21 protein-coding genes and 3 pseudogenes are annotated in these 23589 nt (G+C 64.1%); 17 read left to right on the top strand and 7 right to left on the bottom strand.

Annotated features, from left to right (window positions below):
- Window positions 1–42: 42 nt before the first annotated feature.
- The 12 genes and pseudogenes from ASE82_RS18695 (at window position 43) to copM (ending at window position 12341) form a co-directional block, all read left to right on the top strand.
- Window positions 43–1413, top strand: a complete 1371-nt coding sequence (locus ASE82_RS18695; RefSeq protein WP_056067038.1) for a TolC family protein — start codon at window positions 43–45, stop codon at window positions 1411–1413.
- Window positions 1413–2576, top strand: coding sequence for an efflux RND transporter periplasmic adaptor subunit (locus tag ASE82_RS18690; RefSeq protein ID WP_200910758.1), 1164 nt, complete (start codon window positions 1413–1415; stop codon window positions 2574–2576). The genes ASE82_RS18695 and ASE82_RS18690 overlap by 1 nt, the downstream gene beginning before the upstream one ends.
- A 3-nt stretch (window positions 2577–2579) precedes the next feature.
- Entirely contained in the window at window positions 2580–5828 is a 3249-nt protein-coding gene (locus tag ASE82_RS18685; protein ID WP_056067031.1) for an efflux RND transporter permease subunit, read from the top strand.
- The gene (locus tag ASE82_RS18680; protein ID WP_056067027.1) at window positions 5825–6166 is read left to right on the top strand and encodes a DUF190 domain-containing protein; all 342 of its coding nucleotides are present in this window, start codon (window positions 5825–5827) and stop codon (window positions 6164–6166) included. Before ASE82_RS18685 ends, ASE82_RS18680 begins: the two co-directional genes overlap by 4 nt.
- Window positions 6153–6719, top strand: coding sequence for an SRPBCC family protein (locus ASE82_RS18675; protein WP_056067022.1), 567 nt, complete (start codon window positions 6153–6155; stop codon window positions 6717–6719). Before ASE82_RS18680 ends, ASE82_RS18675 begins: the two co-directional genes overlap by 14 nt.
- Window positions 6716–7096, top strand: a complete 381-nt coding sequence (locus tag ASE82_RS18670; protein ID WP_056067019.1) for a hypothetical protein — start codon at window positions 6716–6718, stop codon at window positions 7094–7096. Before ASE82_RS18675 ends, ASE82_RS18670 begins: the two co-directional genes overlap by 4 nt.
- The gene (locus ASE82_RS18665; protein ID WP_056067017.1) at window positions 7093–7710 is read left to right on the top strand and encodes a cation transporter; all 618 of its coding nucleotides are present in this window, start codon (window positions 7093–7095) and stop codon (window positions 7708–7710) included. Before ASE82_RS18670 ends, ASE82_RS18665 begins: the two co-directional genes overlap by 4 nt.
- Window positions 7703–10278, top strand: a pseudogene (locus ASE82_RS18660) (heavy metal translocating P-type ATPase). The gene ASE82_RS18665 and the pseudogene ASE82_RS18660 overlap by 8 nt, the downstream one beginning before the upstream one ends.
- 219 nt (window positions 10279–10497) lie before the next feature.
- Window positions 10498–10599: pseudogene (locus ASE82_RS20435) on the top strand (flagellar hook-basal body complex protein FliE); the annotation flags it as partial.
- Window positions 10596–11000 (top strand): hypothetical protein, encoded by a 405-nt coding sequence (locus ASE82_RS20430; protein ID WP_056067013.1) that lies wholly within the window; start codon window positions 10596–10598, stop codon window positions 10998–11000. The pseudogene ASE82_RS20435 and the gene ASE82_RS20430, both read left to right, overlap by 4 nt.
- Window positions 11001–11191: 191 nt before the next feature.
- A pseudogene (locus ASE82_RS19915) lies at window positions 11192–11874 on the top strand (transporter).
- Window positions 11875–11933: 59 nt separating this feature from the next.
- On the top strand, window positions 11934–12341 hold the full coding sequence (copM, locus tag ASE82_RS18645) for a CopM family metallochaperone (RefSeq protein WP_056067010.1): 408 nt from the start codon (window positions 11934–11936) through the stop codon (window positions 12339–12341).
- A gap of 170 nt (window positions 12342–12511) precedes the next feature.
- Here the strand turns inward: copM and ASE82_RS18640 are convergent, their stop codons facing one another.
- Complete coding sequence (locus tag ASE82_RS18640; RefSeq protein ID WP_056067007.1) at window positions 12512–13495, bottom strand: GlxA family transcriptional regulator; 984 nt, start codon at window positions 13493–13495, stop codon at window positions 12512–12514.
- An 816-nt stretch (window positions 13496–14311) separates the two neighbouring features.
- Here ASE82_RS18640 and ASE82_RS18635 point away from each other — a divergent pair.
- Complete coding sequence (locus ASE82_RS18635) at window positions 14312–14647, top strand: STN domain-containing protein (RefSeq protein ID WP_056067004.1); 336 nt, start codon at window positions 14312–14314, stop codon at window positions 14645–14647.
- Between the two features lie 54 nt (window positions 14648–14701).
- Here the strand turns inward: ASE82_RS18635 and ASE82_RS18630 are convergent, their stop codons facing one another.
- Window positions 14702–15250: a cysteine hydrolase family protein gene (locus tag ASE82_RS18630; RefSeq protein ID WP_056067003.1), complete on the bottom strand. Its 549-nt coding sequence runs from the start codon at window positions 15248–15250 to the stop codon at window positions 14702–14704.
- On the opposite strand from ASE82_RS18630, the gene ASE82_RS18625 reads away from it, so the two are divergent.
- Window positions 15225–16310 (top strand): GlxA family transcriptional regulator, encoded by a 1086-nt coding sequence (locus tag ASE82_RS18625; protein WP_235524807.1) that lies wholly within the window; start codon window positions 15225–15227, stop codon window positions 16308–16310. The genes ASE82_RS18630 and ASE82_RS18625 overlap by 26 nt on opposite strands.
- 12 nt (window positions 16311–16322) lie before the next feature.
- Here the strand turns inward: ASE82_RS18625 and ASE82_RS18620 are convergent, their stop codons facing one another.
- From ASE82_RS18620 to copC, 5 genes are all read right to left on the bottom strand, one after another.
- Window positions 16323–17489 carry a DJ-1/PfpI family protein gene (locus ASE82_RS18620; RefSeq protein ID WP_200910757.1) on the bottom strand — a complete coding sequence of 389 codons (1167 nt, stop codon included), beginning with the start codon at window positions 17487–17489 and terminating at the stop codon, window positions 16323–16325.
- Between the two features lie 346 nt (window positions 17490–17835).
- Window positions 17836–18219: a Cu(I)-responsive transcriptional regulator gene (locus ASE82_RS18615; protein ID WP_056066998.1), complete on the bottom strand. Its 384-nt coding sequence runs from the start codon at window positions 18217–18219 to the stop codon at window positions 17836–17838.
- The gene (locus ASE82_RS18610; RefSeq protein ID WP_082441746.1) at window positions 18216–20501 is read right to left on the bottom strand and encodes a heavy metal translocating P-type ATPase; all 2286 of its coding nucleotides are present in this window, start codon (window positions 20499–20501) and stop codon (window positions 18216–18218) included. The genes ASE82_RS18615 and ASE82_RS18610 overlap by 4 nt, the downstream gene beginning before the upstream one ends.
- 330 nt (window positions 20502–20831) lie before the next feature.
- Entirely contained in the window at window positions 20832–21761 is a 930-nt protein-coding gene (gene copD / locus ASE82_RS18605) for a copper homeostasis membrane protein CopD (RefSeq protein WP_056066993.1), read from the bottom strand.
- Between the two features lies 1 nt (window position 21762).
- Complete coding sequence (gene copC, locus ASE82_RS18600; protein WP_056066990.1) at window positions 21763–22134, bottom strand: copper homeostasis periplasmic binding protein CopC; 372 nt, start codon at window positions 22132–22134, stop codon at window positions 21763–21765.
- Between the two features lie 122 nt (window positions 22135–22256).
- Between copC and ASE82_RS18595 the strand changes: the two genes are divergently transcribed.
- Genes ASE82_RS18595 through ASE82_RS18585 form a run of 3 tightly spaced genes read left to right on the top strand, consistent with a single transcriptional unit; the run spans window position 22257 to window position 23556 of the window.
- Entirely contained in the window at window positions 22257–22529 is a 273-nt protein-coding gene (locus tag ASE82_RS18595; RefSeq protein WP_056066987.1) for a hypothetical protein, read from the top strand.
- Window positions 22526–22966 carry a periplasmic heavy metal sensor gene (locus tag ASE82_RS18590; protein WP_056066986.1) on the top strand — a complete coding sequence of 147 codons (441 nt, stop codon included), beginning with the start codon at window positions 22526–22528 and terminating at the stop codon, window positions 22964–22966. Before ASE82_RS18595 ends, ASE82_RS18590 begins: the two co-directional genes overlap by 4 nt.
- Window positions 22963–23556: an RNA polymerase sigma factor gene (locus ASE82_RS18585; protein WP_056066983.1), complete on the top strand. Its 594-nt coding sequence runs from the start codon at window positions 22963–22965 to the stop codon at window positions 23554–23556. Before ASE82_RS18590 ends, ASE82_RS18585 begins: the two co-directional genes overlap by 4 nt.
- The last annotated feature ends 33 nt before the right edge of the window (window positions 23557–23589 follow it).

The raw sequence follows: 23589 nt of genomic DNA, 5'->3' as shown, positions 1-23589 counted from the left end.
CTGCCGCGCGGGGCGAACTAGGTTCGTCAGGAGTCATCATCGATGCATCGTACAATCGCGACCTTCATGGTCGCGGCGTCCTTGGCCAGTGCGGCCGAGGCGCAGACATCACCGCCGCCCGGTCTTCCGGCGGCGACCACCTCGTCACAGGCAACGCCCGCCTTTTCGCTCGATGCCGCGCTCGGCGCGGCCGGCATGCCATCGACTTCCCGCACGACGGCAACAGACACCACAACCGGCGGGGCGGCGTCCGGTCCCGGCGGGAGCACGCAATCCGCGCTGCCTTCGATCGGCGCCGCGACCGCGAACGTCGCGGCCGCAACCGCGGCCCGGCGGGTCGCGGGGCTGCGTCCCAACCCCGAGTTGCAGACGCAGGTCGAGAATATTGGGGGGAGTGGTCCCTACAGAGGCTTGCGGAGTTCGGAGACAACCGTCGGCGTGGCGCTGCCGCTAGAGCTGGGCGGCAAGCGCCCCGCGCGCGTCGCCTTGGCAACAGCGCGTCTAACGCGCGCGCAGATCCAGGCCGAGATCGCACGCGCCGATCTGCGCTTGCGGGTCACGCAGCTCTACATTGAAGCAGCTGCAGCCGAGCGTCGCTCGGAGGTGCTGGCCGAGCAGGCAGGGATCGCGAACAACGCGTTGCGTATCGCCAGAGAGCGCGTCCAGGTCGGCGACGTCGGCCCGATCGAAATGCAACGTGCCGAGGTATTGCGCATCAACGCTCAGGTCGCCGCGGACAGCGCGACCCGACAGGCGCAGGCGGCACGGGCCAATCTCGAGACGTTGCTCAATGCGCCCGTTACCGGGCCGCTCGATCGTGCCTGGTTCGAGCGGATCGATGGGTATGGACCGCCACGCCCGCTCGATGTCGAGGGGACGCTGGCGCTCGTTGCCGCTCAGGCCGATGTCCGCACTGCCGACGCGCAGGTTCGCGTTGCGCGGTCGTTGCGGATCCCCGACCTGACGGTCAGCGCGTTCGCCCGGCGCCTCGCGGCGACCAATGACACCGCAGCCGTAGTTGGCCTGTCGATCCCGCTGCCGTTCTTTAACAACGGCAACGCCTTCGTCGCCCAGTCACAAGCCGAACAGACTCAGGCGATGGCGCTGCGCAGTCTGGCGGTGGTTGATACCCGTCAGCAGATTGCCAGCGCACAGACCGAGGTGGCGAATGCCGCTGCCACGGCACTCGCGGCGGGTGGTCCTGGCCTTGCCGCGGCGCAGGAGGCTGCGCGCATCGCGCGCATCGGCTGGGCGCAGGGCAAGTTCGATCAGATCGCGCTCCTCGATGCCGAACGCACGCTCTCACAGACCCGCCAGACCTACGTCGATGCGCTCGCTGCGTACCACGACGCGCAGGCTCGGCTCGACCGGCTCACGACGCCGGCCCCCACGATTTCCGGAGATGAACGATGATGAAGGATAAGCGCCTGCTTGGCGGTGGCGCGGCCGTCGCGCTCGTAGCCGCACTCGGCGGTTTCGGTGTCGCACGCTGTAGCTCTGACCAGCCCGCTGCCACGGAAGCGGCGAGCGGCAACACCGTGGCCCCGGCCGAGGAAGAAAAGACGCCCGACGTGGTGGCAATGAGCGCGCAGGCGGTCGAGCAGGCCGGTATCGCGACCGAGACGATCAATCCCGGCGGGCTCGGCGCGGAGATCGTCGCACAGGCGATCGTCAATGCGTCGCCGCAAGGTGAGGCGATCGTCACGGCTCGTGCGGCCGGTGCGGTCACACGGCTGATGAAGCGGCTTGGTGACCCGGTCCGCGCCGGCGAGACGCTCGCGATCGTGGAAAGCCGCGATGCGGCGCAAATCGCGGCCGATCGCAGCGCTGCGGCCGCCAAGTCGACGCTGGCGCAGAAGGCGCTGGCACGCGAAAGTTACCTCTACCGACAGAAGGTGTCAGCCCGCGTCGAGCTGGAACAGGCGCAGGCGGAAGCCGCTTCCGCCTCGGCCGAGGCGCGCCGCGCCAGCGTCGCGGCCGGTGCCGCGCGGATCACGTCCGATGGACGCGGCGTGCTGGTGTCGAGTCCGATTTCGGGTCGCGTCACCTCGGAGAACGTCAGCCTGGGTGCGTTCGTCCAGCCTGAGACCGAACTGATGCGGGTCGCCGATGCGTCGAAGATACAGGTTGAGGCCGCGGTCGGACCAACCGACGCGCAGCGGCTCGCTCCCGGCGACCGGGCAATCATCGAACTGCCCGACGGGCGGACGATGGAGGCGCGGGTCCGTGCCATTACACCGGGCCTCGCCAACGACACGCGCTCGGCAACAGCGGTCCTCGATGTGACGGGGACGCTGCAACCGGGGCTCGCGGTGCGGGTGCGGTTGCTCCCGACCCGTGGCGGCACGTCCAACGCGATCGTGGTGCCGGAGGATGCGGTCCAGACCCTCGAAGGACGTGACATCGTGTTCGTCCGGACCGCCAAGGGCTTCCGCGCGCAGACGGTCACGATCGGCCAGCGCAGCAACGGCCGCGTTGAGATCCTGAAGGGTCTCGCGGGCGGCAGCCAGGTCGCGACCAAGAACGCATTCCTGCTCAAGGCCGAACTCGGCAAGGGCGCGGGCGAGGAAGAATAGACCATGATAGCCAATCTCATGGCGCTCTCCGTCCGCGCCCGATGGACGGTCCTCGCCCTCTTCCTCGTCATCGCTGGTCTCGGCGTGTGGCAGCTCACCAAGCTGCCGATCGACGCAGTGCCGGACATCACCAACAAGCAGGTCCAGATCAACACGATCGATCCCCGACTGTCGCCGGTCGAGATCGAGAAGCTCGTCACCTATCCGGTCGAAATCTCGCTCGCCGGTATTCCAGGGCTCGAGACGACGCGCTCCATTTCGCGCAACGGCTTCAGCCAAGTCAGCGCTATCTTCACGGACAGCACCGACCTGTATTTCGCGCGCCAGCAGGTCGGTGAACGCCTGCGGCAGGCGATGGAAAACCTGCCCGACGGCGTGCAGCCGCAGATCGGACCGGTCACGACCGGCCTCGGCGAGATCGTCATGTATACGGTCGGCTATGCCAATCCGGACGGTAAAGGCGCCAAGAAAGTTGCCGGCCAGCCCGGCTGGCAACCCGATGGCAGCTACCTGACGCCGGAAGGCGAGCGGCTGACTGATCCCGTCGCCAAGGCAGGTTATCTACGCACTGTGCAGGACTGGATCATCAGTCCGCAGCTCAAATCGGTGGGCGGCGTTGCCGGCGTCGACTCCATCGGCGGCTTCGCCAAGACGTTCGTGGTCGAGCCCGATCCGACCAAGCTCGCCAGCTTCGGCATCTCGTACAGCGAGTTGGGACAGGCGCTCGAAAACGCGAACCTCGCAGTCGGCGCCAACTACTTCAACAAGGGCGGCGAAGCGTATCTCGTGCGTGTCGATTCCCGTGTGCGGACGGTCGACGAGATCCGCAGCGCGGTTGCCGCCACGCGCGGTGGGACGCCGATCACGGTCGGCCAGATCGCCAATGTACGGGTTGGTGGCGATCTGCGCACCGGTGCTGGCAGCATGAATGGTCAGGAAGCGGTGATCGGCACGGTGCTGATGCTGATCGGCCAGAATAGCCGTATCGTCGCCGAACAGGCATCGACCAAGCTCGATCAGGTCGCAAAGACGCTACCGCCCGGCATTCAGGTCAAGGTGGTGCTCAACCGCGCAAAGCTCGTCGGCGCCACGGTGGCGACGGTCCAGCGCAACCTGACCGAAGGCGCGATCCTCGTCGCCGCGGCACTGTTCCTGCTGCTCGGCAACTGGCGCGCCGCGGTGATCGCCGTGCTGGTGATCCCATTCTCCTTCCTGATGATGGCAATGGGGATGAACGCGTTCAACGTCCCCGGCAATCTGATGAGCCTGGGGGCGCTCGACTTCGGTCTGATCGTCGACGGCGCGGTCATCATCATCGAAAACTGTCTCGCCAGACTGGCGCATAGACAGGAACACGAAGGTCGGCTGCTCTCCCTGCGGGAACGGCTCGAAGAGACGATGCGGGCCGCGCAGGAGATGATCAAGCCGACGGTCTACGGGCAGGCGATCATCCTGCTCGCGTTCGCACCGCTGCTCACCTTCACCGGCACCGAGGGCAAGACGTTTTCGCCGATGGCGATCACGATCATGCTGGCACTGGTGGCAGCGTTCGTGCTGGCGATCACGCTGGTACCGGCACTCGTGGCGATCCTGATCAGCGGCAAGGTTGCGGAAAAGGACGTGTGGCTGATCCGCAAGTCCAAGGAACGCTATCTGCCGCTGCTCGACAAGGCGATCGCGAAGCCCTGGCCGTTCATCCTCGGCGGGCTTGCCTTCTTCCTGGCCGCGATCCCGGCATTCGGGTTGCTCGGCTCCGAGTTCATACCCCAGCTCGATGAAAAGAACCTCGCGGTTGCGTCGACCCGCGTGCCGTCGGTCAGCCTCGAACAGTCGCTGCGCATGCAGCGCAGCGTCGAGGCGGCGGTCAAGCGACTGCCGGAAGTGGAAACAATGTTCTCCAAGACCGGCACCGCCGAAGTCGCGACCGATCCAATGCCACCGAACGTCTCGGACGGCTTCGTCATCCTGAAGCCGCAGGAAGAGTGGCCCGAGGGGGTGAAGACCAAGGCAGACGCCATCGCCCGGATCGAGAAGGCGGCGAACGGCCAGCTCGGCAACCTCTACGAGGTCAGTCAGCCGATTCAGCTCCGCTTCAACGAGCTGATCGCGGGTGTCCGCGGCGATGTCGCGATCAAGCTGTACGGCGACGATCTCGACAAGATGTCGCAGACCGCGAACGAGATGGTGCGTGTCCTGCAGGGCATCCCGGGTGCGGCGAGCGTCAAGGCCGACCAGGTCGGCGGTGCGCCGACGCTCGACGTGAAGCTCGACCGTGCGGCTATCGCGCGGCTCGGTCTTACCGTCCGCGACGTCTCGGATACGATTGCAGCCGGCCTTGGCGGGCGTGAATCGGGGTTGGTGTACGAGGGCGATCGTCGTTTCGACGTCACCGTGCGCGTTCCGGAGGCTACCCGCGCCAACCTCGACGACATCCGTTCGTTGCCGGTGCTGCTGCCGGAAGTCGAGGGACGGCCGCGAGCACAGGTGCCGCTCGCGCAGGTGGCGCAAATCCGCCTGACGGAGGGGTTGAACCAGATCAGCCGCGAGAACGGCAAACGCCGCGTGGTCGTCCAGATCAACCTCGGTGGTCGTGATGCCGGGTCGTTCGTGGCCGAAGCACAGGCGAAGATCGCGCAACTCAAGCTGCCCGCGGGCTACTACCTCGAATGGGGTGGCCAGTTCGAGAGCCTGCAGGCGGCGTCTGCCCGGCTGTCGATCGTTGTGCCGCTGTGCTTCCTGGCGATCTTCGGGCTGCTTTACATGGCGCTCGGCGGGTTCGGCAGGGCAGCATCGGTGTTCCTGGCAGTGCCGCTGGGGCTGGCAGGCGGCGTCTTCACCTTGCTGCTGACGGGCATCAACTTTTCGGTGTCGGCAGCAGTAGGGTTCATCTGCCTTGCTGGCGTGGCGGTCCTGAACGGGCTCGTGGTGATGACCGCGATCCGGGAAAGCAGCGAAGCCGGGTTACCGGTGGCGCAGGCGATCCGCCACGGCATGGCCGAGAAGATGCGCGCGGTCATTATGACCGGGTTCGTGCCCGCGATCGGCTTCGTGCCAATGGCGCTCGCCCACGGCACCGGCGCGGAGGTGCAGAAACCCCTCGCCGTCACCGTCATCGGTGGCCTCGTCGCCGCGACCATCCTGACCCTCCTGGTGCTTCCCGCCATCGCCAAGGTCGTCCTGGGAGCGACGTCGGGCAAGCGTACCGAGGATGACGACCGACCGACCGACACACCCGAGGAGGCCACGGCATGACCATGATGAAACTCCTGCGGGTCTATACCGACGAAACCGCGTATTTCGGGGACCGCAAGGTCTTCGAACTCATCGCCGAGCGGGCGCGCGACGCCCGGCTCGGCGGTGCGACCGTAATCGAGGCGATGATCGGAATCGGACGATCGGCGCACACGCACCGTCGCCACATCCTCGAGAACGATCGCTCGGTGGTGATCGAGATCGTCGACGAGGATGCCAGGCTGCGGACCTTCATCGCGAACCTGCGCGACCTGCAGGGCATCGGTCTGATGACGCTGGAGGCGGTGGAGATCATCGACCTCCAGTCCGATCCGGAGTCGGCCGATGGCAGGGCGTGAGGCAGGCGACGCCGCCATCGATCCCGGTGGCGGGCACCGGGCCGATGCCGTCGGCCGCACGCCCATCGAGAATATCGTGACCCTCATAGCGTCCCCGCTACGGGTTTGGTCGGTCATCACGGACTTCGCCGGACATCCGCAATGGAAGCCGTTTACCCAGCTTGCGGGTGAGGCTGTCGAGGGTGGCAAAGCGACCTACAGCTTCCGCATTGGTGGGCTTGGAAAACCTATCACGACGGCAGCGGACATCATTCGGGTCGACAAGCCGGTTGCCTTCGCCTGGACCGCGGGGGTGCCGAAGCTGCTGCTGTTCGAGGAAGTGTACGAGCTGGAAGCCGATCCCGCCGGTACTCGCCTGCGCCACAGCCTGCGTTTCCACGGATTTCTCAGTGGCATGTGGACGGCGCTGCTGCGCCGCAGGCTACAAGCCGGGCTTGTCCAATCCGACCGATGCCTGGAGCGCCAACTGCGGCGACTGGCAACTCAGCCGGGTTTGAAACCCCGGCCAACGCCTGTCCGACATGGCGGCAGGAAAAACCGGAGGCCAAAATGAAGCTGTTTCTGATAGAAATCGCGAGCCTGGGGTTGGCAGCTGTCCTGATGCTGTCGGCCTGTTCGGAACAACCGGAAAAGGGGCCTCCGACCGAACAGGAGATCCACGCGCGCGACACCGCCGTGACGAGCGGCACCCCTGGTCGCCACCTTTATCGGTGCGACAATGATCGGACGCTCCTGGTCGACTTCAAGGATCAGGGGCTCACGGTCGAGTTACGTCGCGATGCGGTTGCACCAGCGGCCGTACTGACCGCACCGTTGCAAGGCCTCCAATATGTCGGAGATGCTGAGACCGCGACGTTCTCAGGCAACCAGATCAAGGTCGAGGCGCCCGGCAAACGTCCGGTGCTTTGCCAGAAGGCGACCCAGTTATGACCGATCCCACTCTCGACGCTGGCGCGATGGATCGTCAGCGACGTACGCTCTGGATCGTCCTGATCCTCAATGCGGGACTTGCCGTGGCGTTCGTCGCTACGGGACTGGTCGGCGATTCCAGCGCGCTGATCGCCAATGGTCTCGACAATGGCTCCGACGCCGCGGTCTACGGACTCAGCATCGTCGCGTTGACGCGCAGCGCACGCTGGAAGCAGCTTGCGGCCGGGGTGTCCGGTATCATGCTGCTCCTCTTCGCGGTCGCGGTCCTCATCGATGTCGCCCGTCGTTTCGCGCAGGGCAGCGACCCGATCGGCCCGACCATGATAGGCATGTCGATCGTCGCCGGCATCATCAATTATCTGTGCCTGCGCCTCCTGCAGAAGCTGGAGAACAAGGACGTCAACCTGCGCGCGGCAACGACCTTCAGCCTCAACGACTTCATCTCGAACGGCGGTATCGTGATCGCCGGCGTCCTGGTCATGTGGCTGGGCGTGAACTGGCCGGACCTTGTGGTCGGGCTGGCGACGGCCGCAATCCAGCTGTGGGGCGGCATCAAGATCCTGCGCGACGCGAAACAGGACGCGCGCAACACCAAGGACAATCAGAATGGCTGAGAAAACCAGGCTCGACCTCGCCGTCGTCCTGCCCGACGTGCCGGATGCCGCGGACGCCTGCGTCACACGGCTTGTCCAGCAGCTGGCGGATCGCGAAGGCGTCAGCGAAGCCCATGTCGTGCCCGCCAGCGACGGGACACCGGCACAATTGTGCATCCATTACGATCCGGATCGGCTTCCGCTTTCGCGTATTCGCGAGGTCGCGACCGGCGCAGGCGCGAAAATCGGTGCGCGCTACGGCCATGTCGTGTTCGACATCGGCGCCACGCATCAACGGCGCGCGCGCACCCTCGGCGATCGATTGAAGGCCATGCCCGGCGTACTGGAGGCTGAAGTCGGGGCGAGTGGCCGCGTGCAGGTCGAGTTCGATCGGGAACGCATCGACGAAGCCACCATCCGCAACGCTGTCGCCGATCGCGAAGCACCCGCCCCTGAGGCCACGAACGACGATCACGCTGGTCACGATCATGGTCCGGGCGAACACGATCATGGCAAGGAGGGGCACAACCACAATCATGACGGTATCCTCGGACCGAACACGGAGCTGTTCTTCGCGCTCGGCTGCGGTGCCGTCCTCGGCGTCGGCTTCGCGATCGAGAAACTGGTTGTCGGTGTACCGTCTTGGCTGCCGCTCGCCTGCTACCTGATCGCCTATGGTCTGGGCGGCTTCTTCACCGTCCGCGAGGCGATCGACAATCTGCGGATGCGTCGGTTCGAGATCGACACGCTGATGCTGGTCGCTGCGGCGGGGGCGGCCGCACTCGGCGCTTGGGCGGAGGGCGCGCTGCTCCTGTTCCTGTTCAGCTTCGGCCATGCGCTAGAACATTATGCGATGGGCCGCGCCAAGCGGGCGATCGAGGCACTGGCCGAGCTGGCGCCGAAGACAGCCCTCGTTCGCCGGGACGGCCGGATCAGCGAGGTCTCCGTCGATACGCTGGTGGTCGGTGACATCGTCGTGGTCAAACCCAATGCGCGATTGCCCGCCGACGGCTTCCTGACGCTGGGCTCGAGCAGCATCAACCAGGCGCCGGTGACGGGCGAGAGTATACCGGTCGACAAAACCGCGGTGGCGGATGCCGGGCAGGCCCGCGCCGATCCCGACCGCGTCGACGCTGCCAGTCGCGTGTTCGCCGGCACCATCAACGGCAGCGGCGCCATCGAAATCGAGGTTACGCGGCTGTCGACCGAGAGCGCGCTTGCCAAGGTCGTGAAGATGGTCAGCGAAGCCGAGACGCAGAAGTCGCCGACGCAGCGCATGACCGACCGGTTCGAGCGCGTGTTCGTGCCGGTGGTGCTGGGCCTGGCCGTCCTGCTCCTGTTCGCGTGGGTCGTCATCGATGAACCCTTCCGTGACAGCTTCTACCGCTCGATGGCGGTCCTCGTCGCCGCCAGCCCCTGCGCGCTGGCGATCGCGACGCCGAGTGCGGTTCTGTCGGGTGTCGCCCGCGCCGCCCGCGGCGGGGTGCTGGTGAAGGGCGGCGGGCCGCTGGAGAACCTCGGTTCGCTCACCGCTATCGCCTTCGACAAGACCGGTACGCTGACAGAAGGCCGGCCCCGGATCACCGATGTCGTCGCGATGGCGGGGATAGCCGACGACCGGCTTCTTACCACGGCCGTCGCCGTGGAAGCGCTGAGCGATCACCCCCTTGCCGCGGCGATCGTCAAGGACGGCAGGACACGCCTGAACGACGCCACGCTGCCGCAGGCGAGCGATCTGGAAAGCCTGACCGGCCGCGGCGTTCGCGCGACGCTGGAGGGCGATCCCGTCACGATCGGCAAGGCCGAAATGTTCGGCAAGGACGGTCTCGCTGCATTGGCGGAAGAGACGATGGCCGCGGTCGAACGGCTCCGCGCGGGCGGGCGGACGACGATGGTTGTGCGACGTGGTGACGTCGATCTGGGCGTGATCGGGCTGATGGATACGCCCCGCGCCGCGGCTAAGGCGACGCTGACGACCCTGCGCAAACTTGGCATCAAGCGTATGATCATGATCTCGGGTGACAACCAGACGGTCGCCGAGGCGATCGCCCGCGAGGTTGGTATCGACGAGGCATGGGGCGACCTGATGCCGGAAGACAAGGTCGAGGCGATCAAGAAGCTGCGCAGCGACGGCAAGGTGGCGATGGTCGTGGTATCGACGAGGCATGGGGCGACCTGATGCCGGAAGACAAGGTCGAGGCGATCAAGAAGCTGCGCAGCGACGGCAAGGTGGCGATGGTCGGCGACGGCGTGAACGACGCGCCAGCGATGGCGAATGCGACCGTCGGGATCGCGATGGGCGCGGCAGGCTCCGACGTCGCGCTGGAGACTGCCGACGTGGCGCTGATGGCGGACGATCTCGCGCATCTGCCGTTTGCGGTCGGCCTGTCGCGGCAGACCCGATCGATCATACGGCAGAACGTCTTCGTCAGTCTGGGCGTGGTGGCGATCCTGGTTCCCGCGACGATCTTCGGTCTCGGGATCGGGGCAGCCGTCGCCATGCACGAAGGGTCGACGTTGCTCGTCGTCGTGAACGCGTTGCGGCTGCTCGCCTATCGCGATCGGTTCGCCGCGACGCGGACCGCCTGATGCCCTGGAGACCGCGTCCATCGGATGTGGTCTCCGTAGGTTAGAAAGGACCGTTTGCGATGTCCGATACAACCGTCTCCGGCGTCCTAGCCGTCCGTGCGCAGATCCTCGCACGAAGTCAGACGCTCAACCGCCTGGCGTCGCCTGCTGCGGCGCCGGGTGCAGCTACGGCCGTGCCGCGGACCGAAGCGCCCGCGACATTCGGGGACACCCTCGGCGTTGATGCAGAACCGCGCTTCTGTGTCATTCGAGGCGACGCTTCAGGTCAGGAACAAGCTCCTGTCGGCCTACAGGGACATCATGAGCATTCCACTCGGATGACGCAGATCAGCCGTAGAATCCTGACTGGGAGCGTGTTCGTCAGGCGTGCGGGCGTGGTGCTAATCGCTTTGCTCGCCGCGGCGTGCTCGTCCCCCGATGCGGATGCCGATGGCGAGGCGCACAACACCTCGGCGCCCGGTTCCAAGATGCAGATGCATGTCTTCACCTGTGAGGATGGATCATCGATTCTAACCGGGTTGAGTGCCGACAGCTTCGTTGTCGATCTAATCGGTTCAACGCCAGAGGACCGTGAGACGCTGACCGTGCCACGCGGACGTGCGCACGCAGTCGATGGAAGATTGACGGTCGCGATCGGCAAGGATCTGCTCCACCTCGAGCGGGTCGGGCAAAAGGGTGGCAACGAACATTTGTCGTTCAGGGGGAAATCATGCTGGCGCTGAGCTATACCATCATTCCGGTCCTCGCGGTTATCCTCGGCGGTGCGTTCGCGACGTGGCGCAGGCCGGGCGACGCGTTCATATCTGCCATGCAGCACCTCGCGGCAGGTGTCGTGTTCGCCGCTGCGGCGACCGAAATCCTGCCTCAGGTCCTGCACGCCGGGTCGCCGCTNGGCGACGCGTTCATATCTGCCATGCAGCACCTCGCGGCAGGTGTCGTGTTCGCCGCTGCGGCGACCGAAATCCTGCCTCAGGTCCTGCACGCCGGGTCGCCGCTAGCGACGTTCATCGGCGGATCGGTCGGGGTCGCGGTCATGCTGGGACTGAAAGCATACGAAGCCCGCGCGGCTGGACCTGTTACGCTGATATCCGCGGTCGGGATCGACATCGTCGTCGACGGATTGGTGCTGGGCCTTGCGTTCGTCGCCGGCGCCAAGGCGGGCGTTCTGCTCACCGTCGCGCTCACGCTGGAGGTGCTGTTCCTCGGCGTGACGGATTGGTGCTGGGCCTTGCGTTCGTCGCCGGCGCCAAGGCGGGCGTTCTGCTCACCGTCGCGCTCACGCTGGAGGTGCTGTTCCTCGGCGTGACGCTGACGACGGAACTCGCGGAAACCATCACCTCTAAACTCAGGATCATCCTTACCGTGGCGGGACTCGCGCTGCTGCTGCCGATCGGCGCGCTGCTGGCGATCCCGGTCGCTGGCCTGTCGCCTCCCGTGGTCGCGGGCTTCCTGAGCTTCGGTCTCATGGCACTCCTGTTCCTCGTCACCGAAGAGTTGCTAGCCGAAGCGCACGAGAAGCCGGACACGCCGCTCATAAGCGCGATGTTCTTCGTCGGCTTCCTGACGCTTCTTCTCATCGAGGAGATCGCACTGTGAGGGGGCATCGTTCACGCGGGGCCGATCCGCGAACCGACCATTTCAATAAGGAGACAAGAATGTCGATCATCAAGGCGCGCTGGCTTATTCCCAGCGTCGCTATGGCCCTGTCCGCGTGTTCCGCTGGGAAGCCTCCATACCAGTTCACCTCAAACGAACCGGAATCGGCCGATGTGATCCACGGATCGAATATGCAGAACGCCAAAGGTGAGATGCATGGGGCGAACCCTCCGCACGACAAGACAAGCATGGTCATGCCTTCGACGGGCGATCCGGACACCGATTTCCTGCGCGGGATGATCCCCCATCACGAAGGTGCAGTGGAGATGGCGCGCGCCGAGATCGCCACCGGCACCGATCCAAAAATTCGGGCGATGGCGGAGGAGGTGATCCGCAACCAACAGGCCGAGATCGCGACGATGCAGACTTGGCTTGCCGAACGGCAAGCTGCTGGAAAGGGCTCTTGATGACGGCTCGCAGCCGTTTCGATAATGCTGCACTACCGCTCGCGCCCTCCGCCCCTCGGGATCCGATGGGATGATGGCGTGACAGAAGTTCGACGCGAGCAGCTATCTGACGCATGACTCTGCAGATTTGGAATGGCGTGAACGGCGCGCCAGTGTGCGGCAACGATGTGTCACGTGATAGGTGGCCAGCAGGTGTATCCGTCACCGCCGCGCATCAACGGTTGATCAAGCCGGCGTTGTGTCTGGGGAGGATGCCCGTAGCTGCGTAAAAATGCGCACCGCATGCGCTCGGCATCCGCGAACCCGACGAGGCGAGCGACGGTCCCGACGCTTTCGTTGTTATCGCGAAGACGGATGCGTGCAGCTTCGCAACGCAGACGCTCGACCGCGCGCGCCGGGGTTTCACCTGTTTCCTTCCGAAACAGGCGGGCAAATTGGCGGATACTTAAACATGCGGCCTCGGCAAGCCGCTCGATTGGCAATGGTTCGGAGATATGGTCGCGAACATAGGTCAGCGCCTTGCGGATGCGGTCGGTCTGCGGTTCCATCTGAGAAATCGCTGCATACTGCGATTGCCCACCTGGTCGGCGATGATAAACGACGAGTTCGCGCGAGACCGCCTTGGCGAGTTCTGCGCCATGATCGACTTCAATCCGCGCCAGTATCAGGTCAATACCAGCGGTCATGCCAGCTGACGTCCAGATCGCGCCATCGTTGATGAAAATCCGGTCTGCATCGACCGTCACCTGCGGGTACAGATACTGCAATCTCTGCGCAAATTGCCAGTGGGTCGTCGCCCGTTTACGGTCCAAGTAGCCGGCAGCGGCGAGCAGGAAGGCTCCGGTGCAGATGCTCGCGATACTCGAAGCTCCGGCAGATGCCTGGCGGATTCCTGCGATGTTGTCGGCCTCCAGCATCGGCTCGACCCTGCCGCCAACCACAACGAGCGTCTCGGCCGTCGATGATACTGCAGGACGCGTCATCAGTCCGAGGCCTGCGTCACCCGGAACAACACCCCCGCCTTGGGAGACAAGTTCGATCCGGTAGTGCTCAGACCCCAACAGGCGGTTCGCCGCGGTAAGAGCCGCCGTTGGCCCGGCTAGGTCCAGTAGTTGGAAGCCTTCGCACAGGTAGAAGGCGAATGACGCTGACATGGCACTCCGTCCTGAAGCTGCTGAAATCACTTCCTAGGCCGGTTGCTGTCAGGCGCATCCGCAAAATCGGCCGATGGCCGAAATCGAGGGATCAATGCCCTACAGTCTCGTGTCGGGGACGCGTAGATCATGGGAGTCCCGACGCGGCTATCCCTGCGTATTCATCCATGAAAGTTACCTCACACGAAGGCCTGCTCGCTTCGCTACATCTCAAGTGTATGGGTCCGCTCCATGCGGCAACCATGCCGAACCCGGCGTGATGCCGATGAAGGTCCAGACAGCGCCAAACACCTGACGTCGCCTTCGAATCCGGAATGCCACAATAGTTAGATGATCATTCCGATAAAAGGCCTCCAAGACATTAATGCACATCGTTCTCATCGGAGCTCGATCAATGACCGACCATTTAAGCGACATTCGTGAGCGGCTAACGCTGATTCTAAAAGAGGTTGATCTGATGGAAGAGCATCTTGTCGCAGCTAAGGTCAGTGAGGTAATTGACGTACTTCCGAATAGGACATCAGACTACGCGCCCCTCCCAAGATCATAGATCTTAACACCGTATCGCCTCGGTTCGTCGCGTCGGGTGCATATTCTTGTTCTATTCGCCGCCCGGTTCGCGAGCCAGCGAAGTTTGCGGTCGAATATGACCCACATCCGCTTCCCGTAGAGCCACGGAGGGGATTGCATCAGCGCAGATACTGGAAACAGCTTAGGGCATGGTCGGCCCGATCATCGCTCAGCACAGCCACTAATCCCCCTGCCATCCAGACGAACGCCTCTACCTCGCACCTGCCATCGACACACGGAGATTTCATGCGCACGTTCCTGCTTTCGGCGACCTTTGGTTTCGCCGCACTCCTGTCACATCCCGCCAGCGCGCAGGATGCCAGCTTCTACGACTGTCAGAATGATCGCATTCGGATAGCGATCGCGCCCATGACGCTCGACAAGGCGCTCGCCAAGTTCACCAGCATCACGCGCTGCCCGGTGTCTATCGACACAGATCAGGTGAGGGGCCGCCCCACCCGGACCATGAAGACCGCACCGGCCAAAGGGCGCCTGACTCCTGGCCAGGCACTCGCGCGCATGTTGCGGGGTACGCCCCTCAGAAGCACGTCCATTCATGGCGGCTTTTCGGTGAGCAAGTAACACGGTCATCGTCCCGCCTGTTCCCGTGCTGGTCATCGACCAGCACGGCCTGGTTCAGGCAGACAACAGGTCGGCGGTGGACACCACCGAGCCATAGGCAAAGGCAAGCGCGGCCATGAACGCGGTATGCACCTGTTCGGCGGGCACCTCGACCCCGTCATTTGACAGGGCGCGGGTCGCGCAGGCGTCGCCGACGACCGTCACGCCGTAGCCGAAGTCAAACGCCGCGCGGGCGGTCGCGTCGATGCACATGTGGCTCATCGCGCCGACGATCAGGACGTCCTCGACGCCCGCTTCGTCGAGTAGCACCTTCAGGCCGGTGTCGCGGAACGCGTTCGGGTAATGCTTGGTCAGCACGGTCTCGCCATCGATTGGCGCGACGGCCTCGATGATTCTCGTGCCGTTCGTGCCGACCGCAAAGGGGGCGTCGTCTGAACCGGGCGTCTCGTGGCGGATATGAACGATCGTCTCGTGGCCGTCGCGCGCCGCACCGATCACGCGCGTCGCGTTCGTAACCGCCTGATCCAGCTTTTCTAGCGGCAGCTTGCCGTTGGCCTCATATTCATTCTGCAGATCGATGACGATCAATGCGCGCTTGGTCATTCTTGCCTCCATGTTGGCTAAGCATGTCTACCGCGGGAAGAAGCGTTATATCAGTGGCGGTAGTGACAAAGACCGGGTCGATTACGCCATGATCGAGATTGCCATTCTGATTTACGACGACGCGCAGCAGGCGGCAGTGCTGGGAATGACGGACCTGCTGGTTGCGGCCGATCGCGCGGCACGGGCGATGCCGGGTCACGACGGCTCTCCCGTCCTGGTCATCAGCCACTGGGCGTCTGCGGGTAAGGAAGGCGAGCTGACTCGCGTCCACTCATCGGAATCTTGCCGCACGACGCCATCGATCTGCATCCTGCCGCCTGCGTTGGGCGGCCCGCGCGACGATGCGAACCCGGCGGTGACGCGCTGGCTGCAGGAGCGACATGCCGATGGCGCGGTACTGACCTCGATCTGCTCGGGCGCGTTCGTGCTCGGGGCGACAGGTCTGTTCGACAGTCGGACCGTCACGACGCACTGGACGTACGAGGACCGCTTCCGCGCTCAGTTTCCACGGGCGAGGATCGATACAGACCGCATCGTCATCGACGACGGCGACATCATCACCGCGGGCGGGGTGATGGCGTGGACGGACTTGTGCCTGACGATCATCCAGCGCTTCGTCGGAGATGCGGTAATGATGGAGATCGCCGGCAGCTTCCTGATCGACCCGCCGGGTCGGGAGCAAAGCTATTACAGCGGGTTTCGCCCCCATACCGGGCACAAGGACGATGCGATCTCGAAAGCGCAGGACTTCCTGCACGAGACAGACGGCAAGATCGTCGAGGTCGCGACGCTGGCGGCCAAGGCCGGTTTGGAGGACCGAACGTTCCTGCGCCGCTTCCAAAAGGCGACTGGCCACACCACCACTGAGTATTGGCAGCGCCTGCGGGTCGCCAACGCCAAAACGAAGCTGCGCGAGACGGGCCTGACCGCCGATCAGGTCGGGTGGGAGGTCGGCTACACCGATCCGAGCGCGTTCCGAAAGGTCTTTAACCGCATCGTTGGCCTGTCCCCATCCGACTATCGGCGGCGGTTCTCTTCGGGGAAAGGGACTACGGCCTGACGCTGTGCGTGATCACTCGATCTTGCCGGGATATTCCATGAACAGCGCGACGTTGCGGGCGGCCTTCGGGCCGTAAGTCTTCGTGATATCCGCCAGCGCGATATCCAGCGCGCGGGTCGCTTGCTGAGCTTCGAGCGGCGCCAGCATACGACTGACCTTCGCCGTGCCAGCAACCATGTCAGGCAATACAACCAGGCCGTGCGCCAACCGCACTGGTGCCTTGCTCGGGCCCACGGCATAACCGAAGGTGTTGCCCGTCCGACTGTAAGCTTCGGCCGTCACCGCGAGTGCGATCTCGTCGTCGCCCGTCTTGACCGGGATACCCAGCGTGACGTCGGGTCGCGCATTACGGGCAGGCATGTCTGCATTGCCGGGATCGGACTGGAATGCGTCGCTGTTATGGCGAGAACTCCAGTCGTCGATGCCAACGTCGCGAGCGACCTGCGCAGCCTTAGCAGCGCCGGCGATCGCCTCGACCAGCGCGATAGACGTCGGCATCGATGCGCTGACTCCGGCGCTGGAAACAACCTTTCCGTCGGCGACGTAGCGGATGTTCTTCTGCCATATCACCTTTGGGAAGCGCTTCGCGCGGAACCCCTCGTTACTGTAATGCGAGGTCGCCCGGTGACCATCGAACAGACCGGTATTGGCAACAGCCATCGCGCCGTAGCAGATGCTGATGACCGTGCAGCCCTTGCCGGCTTGCGCCTTGATCCATGCCAGCAGGTTGGGATCGCTGTCGTTCTCTACTGCCGGCACGAAAATGTAGTCGGCACCCTCGGGATGCCGCCTGTCGAACTCGGCAACGGTGGCCTGGAGCTGGAAGGTGAGCGGTTGCATCTTTACGGGGCCGGGTTTGACTGACACCGACATGACATCGGCCACGCCCGAGCGTGCCATCACGCCGAACGGGATGCAAAAGTCGCTGATGATCGTGCCTTCGTTCAGACCGACGACCGCGACGAGAGGCTTCGTACGACCGAACCGCGGCTGATAGGGCGGTATCTTTTCCGGTTTGGGGTTCTTGGAAGCGTCGAAGATGCCAGAAGTCATTATGGCCTTTCCCGCGCTTGCTCTGCCTCCCAGCGCCATTCCGGCAAGGGTTACCGCGGCAGAAATGATGGCCGTCCTTCGATTGGTGATGTGCATGGTAACCTTGCGTGTCGATGTGTTCGCCACGTGTCTTCCAGGGGCGCCATGGCGTAAAGGACGTCTATCGCCGGATTTCGGCCATGCAGAGGATGCTTGGCAATGGCGACCTTCTGCGGCCCCCCGCGCTGTCGATAGCTGTGCGGCGGGGGTATCCGCTGTCGGTGGATGTCCGGGTTGGGAAGGAAAGCGGACAGGCTACTTTCGGGAAGCCGGGTGGCGATAGCAGACATTCAGCAGCTGCCGGCTTTTCCAAAAAGGATCAAATTTCGGGAAGACAAAATGCTTCCCAAAATTGGCATTTTGCGTAATTTGAGAATGTCAGCATAGTGACGGCAAAAGGCGAGAATGCTGGTAAGCGCTGCGTCCGATCGAGCTAATCAGCAAGACTCTCGATGATTGGGCACTGCGGTCGATCATCGCCGTGGCAGCGCTCAACCAAGTCGATCAATGCCGATTGCATAGCTTTCAACGCACGCGCCTTGCGGCCCAACTCGGCAGCGCGCGCTTTTGCCAGCGCCTTCACCTCGGCGCTCGACCGGTCCCGATCCGACCACAAGCCGAGTAGCGTGCGGATCTCTTCAATCGGAAAGCCGAGGTCTCGCGCATTTGCGATGAACCGCAGCCGGTGAATGTCCGCGTCCGCATAGTCTCGGTAGCTCCCGCGCCGGGGCGGTGCGGGCACGAGGCCTATCTTCTCGTAGTGGCGGATCATGCGTTGCGAGACGCCGCTGGCCTCTGATGCCGCCCCGATGTTCATAATTTCACCGTGTTCAGACGCAGCGCGTTGAGCACGACGGTGAACGAAGAGAGCGCCATCGCCGCGCCGGCCAGCATCGGCGACATAAGCACTCCGGCAACCGGGTAGAGCACACCGGCTGCGACGGGCACGCCAACCCCGTTGAACAGGAATGAGAAGAACAAGTTCTGCCGAATATTTCTCATCGTCGCGCGGGCAAGTTTGCGGGCGCGCACGATCACCGAGAGGTCACCTCGGGTAAGCGTCATGCCAGCGCTTTCAATCGCGACGTCTGTTCCCGTCCCCATCGCGAGACCGACGTCGGCAGCGGCCAACGCCGGGGCATCATTGATACCATCGCCAGCCATAGCGACCTTGGCACCACTCGCTTTGAGTTCGCCGATGATCCGAGCCTTGTCTTCCGGGCGCAGATCGGCGCGTACATCGTCCAGTCCACCTACGGCCCGAGCGACTGCATCGGCCGTACCGCGATTGTCGCCCGTCAACATGATCACGCGCAGACCTTCCTTGCGAAGGGCCGCGATAGCGTCGCGCGCCGAAGGGCGCACCGGGTCAGCAACCGCGAGCAAGCCGGCGAGCGCGCCGTCGATCGCAATCAGGATGACGCCGGCTCCCTCGGTTCGATGACGATCAGCCGCGGCGTCGAGCGATTGAGGATCGGCACCGACCCGGTTCATTTGTACTGCGTTGCCGATTACTATCGATCGGCCGCCAACCGTGGCGCTGACACCCATGCCGGTCTGCGAGGCAAACTCTACAACCGTCCCGAGTTCTAATCCCCGTTCTTTGGCGGCGACGACGATCGCGTGGGCTAGCGGATGTTCGGACTGGCCTTCGACCGCCGCAGCGAGCGCTAGCATGTCGTTCTCACCAACAGTGCCAATTGCCTCGATGGCGATCAGCGACGGCTTTCCCTCCGTAAGCGTGCCTGTCTTGTCGACGACCAGCGTATCCACCTTGTCGAGAGCCTGTAGGCTCTCAGCATTCTTGACCAGCACGCCGGCCTGCGCGCCGCGTCCGGTGCCGACCATGATCGACATAGGGGTAGCGAGCCCGAGCGCGCATGGGCAGGCGATCACCAGCACGGCAATTGCATTGAGAAGGGCATGACCCATACGCGGCTCCGGCCCAACCAGTGACCACACCACGAACGTCGCGACCGAAATCAGAACGACCAAGGGCACGAACCAGCCCGAGACCCGATCGGCGACAGCCTGAATTGGAGCACGGCTGCGCTGCGCTTCCGCGACCATGCGGACGATGCGCGCCAACATCGTATCCGAGCCGACTGCACGGGCTTCCATGACAAGGCTACCTGTGCCGTTCACCGTGCCCCCGGTGACAGCCGCGTCGACGTCCTTGAGGACGGGGGCTGGCTCACCGGTGAGCATGGACTCATCGACCGAGGAACGGCCATCGACCACCACACCATCGACCGGGATGGCCTCGCCGGGACGAACACGCAACCGGTCGCCGGTTGCCACCTCGGCAAGACCAATTTCTTCCTCGGAGCCGTCAGGCAGCAGCCGTCGCGCTGTCTTGGGAGCGAGATCCATGAGGGCGCGGATGGCGCGCCCCGTCGCCGCTCTGGCACGCAATTCTAAGACCTGTCCGAGCAGCACCAGCGTCACGACGACGCCGGCAGCTTCGTAATAGACCGGGACCATGCCCCCGTGCATGCGGAACGTCGCAGGGAAGACGCCAGGCGCGAGCGTCGCGACGAGGCTGTAAAGAAATGCCGCGCCGACGCCGAGGGCAATCAGCGTAAACATATTCAGGTGGCGGGTGCGAAGCGACGTCCACCCCCGCTCGAAAAACGGCCACCCCGCCCACAGCACGATGGGCGCGGTAAGCGCGAGTTGAACCCAAGGCGAAGCGGCAGGGCTGACGACGTGCAGCCCGAACATCTCCGCGAACATCGAAACGACGAGCAATGGCACGGTGAGCGCCCCTGCCACCCACAATCGACGGGTAAAGTCGACCAGTTCGGGGTTGGGTCCATCGTCAAGCGATGGTTCCTCCGGTTCGAGGGCCATGCCGCAAATGGGGCATGTTCCTGGCCCCTCCTGACGAATTTGCGGGTGCATCGGGCACGTCCAGATCGCCCCTGGCGTTGCCTTAGGCTCAGGCTTCGGCTTGTCGCCGAGATAGGCGTCAGGGTTGGCAACGAACTTGGTCCGGCAACCGGCGCTGCAAAAATGATAGGTTTGGCCGGCATGCTCTGCATGATGCGGCGTTTTCGCCGGATCGACGGTCATCCCGCACACCGGGTCCGTGACCATCGTCGTGCCCTTGGCGGCTTGGTCGCCAGAGCAGCAGCCACCACGCTTGGCGTTGCTATGAGCTTGATCGACTGTCGCGGGAGCCCCGCTCGCCGGTTCACCCGAGCAGCAGGACGCAAGCGCGACGGCCGGCACTACCGACGCAGGCTCAGCTTCGCGCTTTTCCGAGCAGCCGCAGCGCTTGGCTTGAGGATCATGATAATCAGGGTCGGTCATGGCGTAAGACTCCTTCGACCCGAAAGCATGTAGGGTCTGACATTATGTCAGGGTCAAGGCCTGATCGGTGTAAGGGTCAACCATCGGATTCTACGCGCCGTGGAGGGATTGCCCTCACATCGCTGAAGCGGGCGGTTCGAGCGTGCCCAGCCAGGCGACCAGCGCCAAGATCAATACGACGCAGGCCGTTTCGATGGCCAGGCTTCGTCGCAGCGCACCGAGGGCACCGGGATGATCGCCGTTGGCGATCGACCGCTCGAATGCTGGTGTCAGCCGGAAGCGGTTAACCGAGGCAAGCCCGAGCATCGCCAAGAACAGCAACAGCTTCGTCATCAGCAGCCGGCCATATAGCGTCACACCGAGGTTCAGGGCATTGACAACGCCGACGAGCAGCCACGCGTTGACGAGGCCGGTGACGACGATCGTGCCGACGACGATCGTGCCGATCATACCGAACCCGTGCAGCGCTCGATGCGTCAGCGTGAGGTGAGCGGCATCGATGCGGCGCGCTGGTCGTGTCACCAGCAGCCCAAGCCCGAGCAGTGCTCCAACCCACGCACCAGCGCTCAGAAGATGGAGGATATCGGCGGCCAGATGCACCCACCCAGTTGCGCCTTCATCCATCGCTCCGTGCCCCGTCCAGGCGAGCGTCGCGAGAGCGACCCCGGAAGAGATGACAACCAGGGCCAGCGGCATCGTGCGCCACGCTGCCATGAGAGCAGCGATCGACGCCACCACCAGCGCGATCATGCGTATTTTCCACGCCGTGCCCGTTGCGGAGTCCGAGAGCAGCATTCCGATCGCTTCCCGATCGATCGGCCACGGGGGTGTGCCTGCCATCGCAGCCGCAAGCAGCGCGATAGCTATGCCGGACAGTAGAAGAGCAAGCAGCCCGGCTCCAAGAAGCCAAGGGCGGAAGGCAAGCGCGTCACCGCGTTCGCCCTCCTGGAGCCCGTAGAGACCGAATGCCGAAAGACCGAACAGCCCACTCAGCGTGAGGTAGAGCGCAAAGCGAACCGCGATCAGTGGCCAATCGGCTTCCATCTTACTTCACCGCGAAGGCGTAATTTCCGGCGATGCGGTGCGTGTCGGTCGAGACGACATGCCAGGCAAGCTTATAGCTGCCCGCGCCGAGCGGCGACTTGGGCGTGACGACGAGGGTGCGACCGTCCGAGCCGACAGTTGCGGTCCCGGCGACTTTCATCGGTGCGTGCGTCGTGCCGCCATGCCCGATCATCATCAGATCCGCGCCGGAGAACTTTGGCATCAGCTTCTCGCTGAAGCGCAGTGTGACATTGGCGGGCTTCGCGACCATCGCATTCGGTGCCGGCGATGCGGATACGAGTTTGGGATGGGCCTGAGCGGCTCCAGCAAGCCCGAGAAGAACGACAGCGGTAGGAAGAAAGACGCGACGCATGGGGCTACTCCGATCAGGTTGGTTCCTGTTCTACGCGGCCCGGCCGCTCGCCCCTCATGACGAAAGTCGAGGGGTGATGGGCATCGCTGCGTAACAGGTGGTAGAGGCGCGGAGTGAACAGCATGGACGATCTAGACAGAACATTGGCGAGGCTGGCGGGCGCCCCCGTGCCGGCGTCGCTGGACGGGATCGAAGCGCAGGTGTTCGCACGCATCGGTGCGCGGCCCGTCGCACGGTTGACCGGATTGGGTGTCGGGGGCGTGATGGTCGCAGCGCTCGCGATCGGCATGGTTGGCGCGGAACTTCCGGCGACCGCCAGCCCTGCGGTGTCGCTTTCGCCGCTCGGGGGCGCATCGCCACTGGCGCCGTCGGCCTTGCTGATTGGCGAGCCATGACGTCGACCAAGCGTCTTATCGTCTGCGTTGTACTGGCCTTCCTCGCGGCTATCGCAGGCGTGTTCCTTGCGCGCGCGTTGCTGCCTCAGCCCAAGCAACCGGGCACTGCCTTGCACGAGGTCCTGCATCATAAGCTCGCGCTCGATGACAATCAGCAGGCACGGTTGAAGAGCCTAGAGGACCGGTTTGCGGTGCAACGCCGCGCGCTGGAATTGGAAATGCGCGCAGACAATGCGCGGCTAGCCGAGGCAATCGAGACGGAGCATGGCAACGGCCCCAAAGTGACCGCTGCGGTCGATCAGAGTCATGCTGCAATGGGCGAGTTACAGAAGGCCACGCTGGCGCATATCTTCGCCATGCGGCAGCTTTTGCGCCCGGATCAGACCCCCCAATTCGATGCTGCGGTGGTGAAGGCGCTCACCGACGGACAGGGGTGAGCCTCGATTGGACCACCCTGTCCGACGGCGAACTGGCAACGCTCAGCATCGCCGGCCGACAGGCGGCATTCGCCGAAATCATGCGTCGCTATCGCCAGCCAATATTCCGGCTCGCGCGCGCCTTTGTCGGCGAGGCCGACGAAGCGCTCGACTTGGTTCAAGAGACGTTTGTCGCGGCGCACCAGGCGATGCCGCGCTACGATACGCAGCGGGCAATGAAAGCATGGCTTTCTACGATCGCCGTCAACAAATGCCGGGATTGGGCAAGGAAGCGCGCCGTGCGCCGGTTCTTCTCCTTTGCCGCACCCCTGAACGAACAGGCCGAGACGATCGCGGACGATCAGGTAGCCGTGGATGACGCAGCATCCGATCGGCAGGAACTTGCCAAGGTAAGGCGCGCCATCGCGACCTTGCCGATAAATCTCAAAGAGCCGTTGGTACTCCGCACAATCGAGGGCTTGAGCCAGGCGGAAACGGCCGACGTATTGGGGATCAGCCAGAAGGCGGTCGAAACCCGCCTGTACCGGGCTCGCGCGCGCCTTGTCGAAAAATTGGACGCGAGCCAAGGGGTAGGCGCACGGGACGCGTAAAAGGTAAGACGGGCCGGCAGCGGCTCAATCCCA

Origin of the sequence: Sphingomonas sp. Leaf230, from assembly GCF_001421745.1 — a bacterium.
Lineage (GTDB): Bacteria > Pseudomonadota > Alphaproteobacteria > Sphingomonadales > Sphingomonadaceae > Sphingomonas.
Note: the sequence above shows the minus strand (reverse complement) of the source record. Positions and strands in the feature narration are given on the sequence as shown.